Genomic DNA, 8,598 nt, shown 5'->3' with positions numbered 1-8,598 from the left:
GTATGCATTCCCACGCGGGAGCGTGGGAACGAGCGACAATGATTTATATGCTCGCTAGGCCTGACAGGGAACAGGGGAGAGATTTATTTCTTGCCCCTGAACCCCTTTAGTCCACCGAACCAACGCTTTTTCTAGCAAGCGACGCAGTCGCGTCTGACCACTAGCAAGTCACGCAGTGACGTCTAGCCACTGCTCTTACCGATAGTCTCCTCCAACGGCCACAGCAGGTTGTTCACTTTATCGTAAGTTTCCTGATATTCATTCGCCGTTACCGAGTCTGCGACGATACCGCCGCCGGCCCAGCAGTGGATTTTATCGTTCTGGCAGATCAGGGTGCGGATGGTGATGCTGGTGTCCATCTGACCGGAGAAACTCAGGTAGCCGATTGAGCCGCAGTAGATGGAACGGCGGTGGGGTTCGAGTTCTTCAATGATCTCCATGGCGCGGATTTTTGGCGCGCCGGTGATGGAGCCGCCGGGAAAACTGTGTTCCAGCAGACTCAGGGGGTTGTGGTCGCTGGCGAGTTTGCCAGTGATGGTGCTGACCAGGTGGTGCACATTGGCGTAGGACTCTACGGCGAACAGTTTGGGCACCCGGACACTGCCGAGTTCGCAGGCTTTGCTGATATCGTTGCGCATCAGGTCGACGATCATCAGATTTTCTGAACGATCCTTTTCACTGTCATGCAGTGCCAGTTTCAGCTGAGCGTCTTCTGCCGGGTTAGCTCCCCGTGGCAGGGTGCCTTTTATCGGTTTCGTGGTCACCCGGCCGTCGCGGACTTCAAGAAACTGCTCCGGCGAGTGCGATAAAATCGCGCCAGTATCGGTCTCTATAAACGCAGAATAGGGGGTAGGTGCGTGTTCACGCAGCTGTTTATAGGCGCTCCAGGGGTCTCCCTGACACTCAGCCGTAAACCGCTGTGAAAAGTTAACCTGATAGCAGTCGCCGCCCTGAATATAGTCGCTGATACGATTGAGTGAGTGGTGATACTCCGGCTCTGTCATATTGCTTCTGAATTTTGTATTCAGGGTGAATGGACCATTCTCTTTCACCGGGTATGATTGCAGTTGCTGCAGATAATCTTCGGCATCTGCCTGATCAACCAGCGGTGAGGTTACCAGTACCGTTTGCTGCTGCTGGTGATCAACGATCACGGCCCAGCCATAGATACCTACCTGCATATCCGGCAGGTCGATATCTTTTTCAGTCTGCTCCGGCAGTGTTTCCAGGCAGCGCCCCAGGTCATAGGCAAAATAGCCTAACAAACCACCGCAGAATGGCAGCGCTTTAATCGCTGCCTGTTCGGGGGCCGGGCACTGCTGCTGATACTGTTTAAACACGGTTTGCAGGTGCCGGAATGGGTTGCCGCTGAATTGCTCTTCAGCCGCTTTGCGCCTGAGGTTGGTGATCCCGTCACTGTAGCTCAGTTTAACCACGGGATCTGCGGCAATAATATCGTAGCGTCCATAACGTCCGCTGGGTTTGCCGCTGTCGAGATATACCGGCGCAGGCAGGTGCCGGATACGTTCGAAATAGAGGGTACTGTTAGCCAGATATGGGAGTGAAAAAAGTCGGTACACCCGATAACCCTTAATGCTTGCCCGTAAGTCGCAACTGTTAGCGTTAGCGGATAACAGGCTATGATAGATTGTTCACCATGCTGATATCGCGCTCTTCTTTGAACGGCGGTGAGAGCCTGGCAGAAAAAGGAATTGTAGCGATCCATTAGCGGTAAAGCGAGGTTGATCACTGTTATTTCAGTCTTTCCCGGAGGAGAGGGGGAATTGTGAGCCACAACAGGATAATATGCCGGTTTTCAATTGTTATTGTTTGTGTCATCGTGTTTTCAGCCACCCTTATTTTATAGCAGTCAGAATCGTTATCATGATTAAACACCCTTATAAGATCAGTCAGCATCAGCTTAATCTCCCTGACCAACAGTTAAGTTATCAGCTCTATAAGAAAGCCTGTGAGGGGCAGCCGCGTCGCATTGTGATGTTGCATGGTGCGGGAGTGGCGGGTGAGGATACCTGGGCGGCGATTGCGATGCTGGTGAGTCAGTGGGATGAGATTCTGATACCGGATCAGCGGGGCACCGGAAAGACCCGTTACCCTGATGGCGAAGAGCACCCGTTTACGGTGAATGAGCTGGTTAATGATATTGGTGCGCTGGTGGATCATCTCGGTTGGTGGCAGTTTGATCTGGCGGGCTACTCCATGGGTGGTATGGTCTCGCTGCTATATAAGCAGCGCTATCATGAGCGGGTACAGAAACAGTATCTGATGGAAGCTGCTGTTTTGGACCGACCCAGCTGGGAGTCTACTGTGAATCTGCGACTGCAATTTAGTGAAGCCGCTGAACAGCTTAAAGGAGATCAGGCAGAAACCGGCATTAAAGCGTTTCTGGATACGATTTCGCCCAACCGTAAAGTAGCACCGCAGACCGAGTTGTTGACAATCCAACGTCTTGGTGCCCGTCCACTGGGGTTTGCTAACGCCCTTAACTGTGTCACTCAGGCGATTAATAGCATCGACCGGGAAGCACTGGTGGCGGCCCAGGGGGATGTTTCCAGTTTTATTGGTGGCCACAGTGTTGATCTGATGCATCAGTATCAGCGGGATCTGGCGGAGCGCCTGCCCAACTGGCACTACTTTATGGTGCCAGGCACGGATCATTCGCTGCCATTTCAAAAACCGCGTCAGATCGCCCGTATTATGGATGCTGAACTGCTGCGTTTCCTCGCTTGATCGATCCCTCTGAGCTAGACTTCAAGCCTCGTTATGCGGGGCTTTTTTATACCGGTCTGTAATCAGTATATACCCCTATACTTTTGTAGTATGTCGACAGTTTTTGTCTTTGGTATGGTTGACGATACAGTTGTTGCTCTGTATTGTTAGCCAAATAACAAGATTGTCGACAATCCATTAAGAAGGTTGTGATGGCAGAAATTATAGAATTAACCGAAAATTCAGCAGAAGTGCGCACGCTGGCTGACCGTGTCAGCGCCCAGCTGATTACCGCGATTGTTCGTGGTGATATCCCTCCAGGTCAGAAGATCAGTGAGCCGGAGCTGGCACGTACTTATGGCATTAGCCGAGGCCCGCTGCGTGAAGCGATCCGGCAGCTTGAAGGGTTGCGACTGGTGGTGCGTATTCCCCATGTTGGTGCCCGGGTGGTCTCCCTGACGCCGGAGGAGCTGGTTGAGATCTATCGTATCCGTGAAGCTCTGGAAGGGATGGCTTGTCGGCTTGCTGCTGAAAATATGTCAACAGCTGAGATCAACAGCCTGCGGGAACTGCTCTATCAGCATGAGAGAAATATTCAGGAAATTGATGGCCGGGCCTACTTTCAGAAAGAGGGTGACCTGGATTTCCACTACCGGATAGTTCAGTCCAGTAAAAATACTAAGCTGTTTGAACTGCTTGGTGGTGAGCTTTATCACCTGGTACGGATGTACCGTTATCAGTTCAGCGTTTCAAAATCACGTCCACAGCGCGCCCTGAAGGAGCATCACCGCATCCTCGATGCGATTGAAGAGAGGGATGGTGAGCTGGCGGAACTGTTGATGCGTCGCCATATAGGCCGGGCGCGTAAAAATATTGAAGAACGTCTGAACCCCACGAACAAAGAAGAGAGGGAATAACCTATGAGCAAACTGACCGCTGGCGGACGTTTCCGCAAAGCATTAGCAGAAACAACTCCACTGCAGATCGTGGGTACCACCAACGCCTATCATGCGATGATGGCTGAGCGCGTTGGTCACAAAGCGATCTACCTGTCCGGTGGCGGCGTTGCTAACCACTCTTATGGTCTTCCCGATCTGGGCATGACCTCTATGAACGACGTTCTGGCTGATGTTACCCGCATTACCAGTGCCGTAGAAACTCCACTGATTGTCGATATCGATACCGGCTGGGGGGGCGCATTTAATATTGCCCGTACTGTTAAAGAGATGACCAAGTTCGGTGCGGCCGGTTGTCATATTGAAGATCAGGTGGCGCAGAAGCGTTGTGGTCACCGTCCTAATAAGGAGATCGTTTCTCTGGAAGAGATGGTCGATCGTGTTAAAGCCGCTGTTGATGCCAAGACGGATGATGATTTCTTCCTGATCGCCCGTACCGATGCGTTCCAGATGGAAGGGCTGAATGCGGCCGTTGAGCGTGCACAGGCCTGTCTGGAAGCCGGTGCTGACGGTATCTTTGCTGAAGCCGTTCACACACTGGATGACTATCAGGCGTTCTCTGATGGTATTAACGGTGCACACCTGCTGGCTAACATCACTGAGTTTGGTGCGACACCGCTGTTTAACACTGAGGAGCTGGCCGCTAATGGCGCGACCATGGTGTTGTATCCGCTGTCAGCCTTCCGTGCGGCTAACCTGGCGGCACTGAATGTCTTTGAAGCGATTCTGCGTGACGGTGATCAGAAAGCAGTCGTTGATACCATGCAAACTCGTATGGACCTTTACGACTTCCTTAACTACCACGATTTTGAACAAAAACTGGATGCCTTGTTCCAGGAAGGTAAAAACAAGTAATCAGCCGCAGAGCTGAACCTTGAAGGGATAAACCCCGCTGCGCTGTTCAGCGGGAATATCGACAGAATCAGAGCAAAAAATACTGTAACGGGTAAACACATCTATAAGACCCGCAAGCAGAGAGGAGAGATAGGATGGCTGAAGCTAAGAAATTAAGCGGTGCGGGTCTGCGCGGGCAGTCCGCCGGTGACACAGCACTGTGTACGGTTGGTAAATCCGGTGCAGGTCTTACGTACCGTGGCTACGATATCAAAGAGCTGGCAGACAAAGCGCAGTTCGAAGAGGTTGCATATCTGCTGCTATATGGAAAGCTGCCAAATCAGGGTGAACTTGATGCTTACAAAGCGCGCCTGAAAGGTATGCGTGCGCTGCCAGACGCTCTGAAAACGGTTCTGGAGCAGATCCCTGCCGATGCTCATCCAATGGATGTGATGCGTACCGGGTGTTCAATGCTGGGTAATCTGGAAACTGAGCAGAGCTTTGCTGATCAGCATGATCATATCGACCGCATGCTGGCGGTATTCCCGGGTATGATCAACTACTGGTACAACTTCAGCCACAATGGCAAACGTATCGATGTTGAAACCGATGCGGACTCTATTGGCGAGCAGTTCCTCTGGACGCTGCATGGGAAGAAACCTGAACCACTGCATGTTGATGTGATGCATGCCTCGCTGATTCTCTATGCCGAGCATGAGTTTAATGCGTCAACCTTTACGGCACGTGTTTGCGCTTCCACTTTGTCTGATATCCATAGCTGTGTAACCGCGGCGATCGGTTCACTGCGCGGCCCTCTGCATGGCGGTGCTAACGAAGCGGCGATGGCGATGATTCAGGACTGGCGCTCTCCGGATGAAGCTGAAGCTGAAATCATGGCGATGCTGGCCCGTAAAGATAAGATTATGGGCTTTGGTCACGCGATCTACCGTGATTCTGACCCCCGTAATGCGATTATCAAAGAGTGGTCGAAAAAGCTTTCAGAGCAGGTCGGCGATGAGTATCTGTACGCCGTGTCTGAGCGGGTTGAAGCGGTGATGTGGCGGGAGAAAAAACTCTTCTGTAACGCTGACTTCTTCCATGCCTCTGCCTACAACTTTATGGGCATTCCGACTGAACTGTTTACACCGATCTTCGTATGCTCCCGGGCTGCAGGCTGGACGGCACATGTGATGGAACAGCGTGCGAATAACCGCATTATCCGTCCGTCTGCTGATTATACCGGTCCGGACAGTGCTGAGTGGATCGATATTGCTGATCGTCCTTAATTACACCGTGAAAACAGGGAAAGGGTTTTTATCCTTGCTCCGAATTCAATAACGACTAATACAGGTGTTATATGAACACTGAATACCGCAAGCCTTTAGCAGGCACTGGCCTGGATTACTTCGACACCCGTGCGGCGGTTGAAGCGATTAAACCCGGTGCTTATGCAACTCTGCCTTATACCTCCCGGGTACTGGCCGAGCAGCTGGTGCGTCGCTGTGAGCCCGATGCACTGACTGATTCTCTGAAGCAGTTGATTGAACGTAAGCAGGACCTGGACTTTCCCTGGTATCCTGCGCGGGTGGTCTGTCATGACATCCTCGGTCAGACTGCACTGGTTGACCTTGCAGGTCTGCGTGATGCGATCGCTGATCAGGGGGGAGACCCTGCCAAAGTAAATCCGGTTGTCCCGACTCAGCTCATCGTTGACCACTCACTGGCCGTGGAAGCACCAGGTTTTGATCCGGATGCTTTCCAGAAGAACCGTGATATTGAAGACCGTCGTAACGATGACCGTTTCCATTTTATCGAGTGGTGTAAGACTGCGTTCGATAACGTAGACGTCATCCCTGCGGGTAACGGCATCATGCACCAGATCAACCTGGAGAAGATGTCTCCGGTGATTCAGGCCCGTGATGGTGTTGCCTTCCCGGATACCTGTGTCGGTACTGACAGCCATACGCCACACGTGGATGCACTGGGTGTTATCGCAATCGGTGTGGGTGGTCTGGAAGCTGAAACCGTGATGCTGGGGCGTCCATCGATGATGCGTCTGCCGGACATTATCGGTGTTAAGCTGGTGGGCAAGCGCCACCCGGGCATTACCGCGACCGACATGGTACTGGCGATTACCGAGTTCCTGCGTAACGAAAAAGTGGTTTCAGCCTATCTGGAATTCTTCGGCGAGGGGGCTAAAGCACTGACCATCGGAGACCGTGCGACGATCTCTAACATGACCCCCGAGTTTGGTGCCTCTGCTGGTATGTTCTATATCGACGAGCAGACCATCGACTATCTGAAGCTAACCGGCCGTGCACCTGAACAGGTGGCTTTAGTCGAACAGTACGCTAAAGAAACCGGTCTGTGGGCGGATGATCTGGCTGACGCGCAGTATGAGCGTGTTCTGGAGTTTGATCTGTCGACGGTGGTGCGCAACATGGCGGGGCCTTCTAACCCCCATCGCCGTCTGCCAACCTCTGCACTGAATGAGCGGGGTATCGCCAGTGACGAGATGCTGGCTGCCGCCAAAGCAGAAGAGGCTGATGGTCTGATGCCTGATGGCGCAGTGATTATCGCTGCGATCACCAGCTGTACTAACACCTCTAACCCCCGCAACGTGGTTGCTGCCGGTCTGGTCGCTAAGAAAGCCAACGAACTGGGATTGATTCGTAAACCATGGGTTAAAACCTCGTTTGCACCGGGTTCCAAGGTTGCCAAGTTGTACCTGGAAGAAGCGGGCCTGCTGTCTGAGATGGAAAAACTGGGCTTTGGCATCGTCGGTTACGCCTGTACCACCTGTAACGGTATGTCCGGCGCGCTCGACCCTGTGATTCAGCAGGAGATTATTGATCGGGATCTGTATGCGACGGCGGTACTGTCGGGTAACCGTAACTTTGATGGCCGGATCCATCCCTATGCTAAGCAGGCGTTCCTGGCGTCACCACCGCTGGTGGTTGCCTATGCAATCGCCGGTACCATCCGTTTTGATATCGAAAAAGATAGTCTGGGAACCGATAAAGAGGGCAATCCGGTCACGCTGAAAGATATCTGGCCAACGGATGAAGAGATCGATGCCATCGTTGCAACGGCGGTTAAGCCTGAACAGTTTAATCAGATTTACATCCCGATGTTTGATCTGGGGGCGGTAGAGAAATCACCGAGCCCGTTGTATGACTGGCGTCCACAGACCACCTATATCCGTCGTCCTCCCTACTGGGAAGGTGCTCTGGCGGGTGAACGTACCATGAAGGGGATGGTGCCTCTGGCGGTACTGGGTGACAACATCACCACTGACCACCTGTCGCCGTCTAACGCGATTCAGGCCTCCAGTGCGGCGGGTGAATACTGCGCCAAAATGGGCTTGCCGGAAGAGGACTTCAACTCTTACGCAACTCACCGGGGTGATCACCTGACAGCACAACGTGCCACTTTTGCTAACCCTAAACTGCTGAACGAGATGTGTCGTGATGAGAATGGTGAAGTGAAGCAGGGTTCTCTGGCGCGTATCGAGCCAGAAGGTCAGGAAAGCCGTATGTGGGAAGCGATTGAGACCTACATGGAACGTAAACAGCCACTGATCATTATTGCCGGTGCCGACTATGGTCAGGGTTCTTCCCGTGACTGGGCGGCCAAAGGTGTGCGTCTGGCGGGTGTTGAAACGATTGTGGCGGAAGGCTTCGAGCGTATCCACCGCACCAACCTGGTCGGCATGGGGGTATTGCCTCTGGAATTTAAAGCCGGGGATAACCGCAATACCTATGGCATCGACGGCACGGAAACCTACGATGTGGTTGGTGAGATCAGTCCGCGTTGTGACCTGACCGTAGTGATGACCCGCCGCAATGGCGAGGTGGTCGAGATCCCGGTGACCTGTCGTCTGGATACCGCTGAAGAGGTTCATGTATACGGTGCTGGCGGTGTACTGCAGCGCTTTGCTCAGGACTTCCTGGAAGCCAACGCATAAGCGTTGAACTGCTAAGCAGGGTTGGATAAGCACTCTTCCGACCCTGCTGTCTTTTTAAAGAAAGTTGTTAAAGAGAACCGTTAAAGAGAGCTTTTAATAAGTACTTTTGAGAAG

General features: G+C 52.7%; 6 protein-coding genes. 5 read left to right on the top strand and 1 reads right to left on the bottom strand.

Translation table 11 applies throughout. The features are described 5' to 3' along the window. Nucleotides 1-182: 182 nt before the first annotated feature. On the bottom strand, nt 183-1,580 hold the full coding sequence (gene pabB, locus ACQY8X_RS13805) for an aminodeoxychorismate synthase component I (protein ID WP_428035720.1): 1,398 nt from the start codon (nt 1,578-1,580) through the stop codon (nt 183-185). Nucleotides 1,581-1,884: 304 nt separating this feature from the next. On the opposite strand from pabB, the gene ACQY8X_RS13800 reads away from it, so the two are divergent. The 5 genes from ACQY8X_RS13800 (at nt 1,885) to acnD (ending at nt 8,484) form a co-directional block, all read left to right on the top strand. Continuing rightward, nucleotides 1,885-2,748, top strand: coding sequence for an alpha/beta fold hydrolase (locus ACQY8X_RS13800; protein ID WP_428035719.1), 864 nt, complete (start codon nt 1,885-1,887; stop codon nt 2,746-2,748). Nucleotides 2,749-2,939: 191 nt separating this feature from the next. Then, nucleotides 2,940-3,644 carry a GntR family transcriptional regulator gene (locus ACQY8X_RS13795; RefSeq protein ID WP_428035718.1) on the top strand — a complete coding sequence of 235 codons (705 nt, stop codon included), beginning with the start codon at nt 2,940-2,942 and terminating at the stop codon, nt 3,642-3,644. 3 nt (nt 3,645-3,647) lie between these two features. Continuing rightward, nucleotides 3,648-4,538, top strand: a complete 891-nt coding sequence (prpB, locus tag ACQY8X_RS13790) for a methylisocitrate lyase (protein WP_428035717.1) — start codon at nt 3,648-3,650, stop codon at nt 4,536-4,538. A gap of 134 nt (nt 4,539-4,672) precedes the next feature. After that, nucleotides 4,673-5,803 carry a bifunctional 2-methylcitrate synthase/citrate synthase gene (gene prpC / locus ACQY8X_RS13785; protein ID WP_428035716.1) on the top strand — a complete coding sequence of 377 codons (1,131 nt, stop codon included), beginning with the start codon at nt 4,673-4,675 and terminating at the stop codon, nt 5,801-5,803. A gap of 71 nt (nt 5,804-5,874) precedes the next feature. Beyond that, entirely contained in the window at nt 5,875-8,484 is a 2,610-nt protein-coding gene (acnD, locus tag ACQY8X_RS13780) for a Fe/S-dependent 2-methylisocitrate dehydratase AcnD (RefSeq protein ID WP_428035715.1), read from the top strand. The last annotated feature ends 114 nt before the right edge of the window (nt 8,485-8,598 follow it).

Source organism: Amphritea sp., assembly GCF_050300915.1.
Classification (GTDB): Bacteria; Pseudomonadota; Gammaproteobacteria; order Pseudomonadales; family Balneatricaceae; genus Amphritea.
The sequence above is the reverse complement of the archived record's forward strand: the minus strand, read 5'-3'. Positions and strand labels throughout refer to the sequence as shown.

Excerpts from the sequence above, each read along its gene's own strand:
- acnD (WP_428035715.1), top strand. The coding sequence starts at position 5,875 with ATGAACACTGAATACCGCAAGCCTTTAGCAGGCACTGGCCTGGATTAC.
- ACQY8X_RS13795 (WP_428035718.1), top strand. The coding sequence starts at position 2,940 with ATGGCAGAAATTATAGAATTAACCGAAAATTCAGCAGAAGTGCGCACG.
- ACQY8X_RS13800 (WP_428035719.1), top strand. The coding sequence starts at position 1,885 with ATGATTAAACACCCTTATAAGATCAGTCAGCATCAGCTTAATCTCCCT.
- prpC (WP_428035716.1), top strand. The coding sequence starts at position 4,673 with ATGGCTGAAGCTAAGAAATTAAGCGGTGCGGGTCTGCGCGGGCAGTCC.
- prpB (WP_428035717.1), top strand. The coding sequence starts at position 3,648 with ATGAGCAAACTGACCGCTGGCGGACGTTTCCGCAAAGCATTAGCAGAA.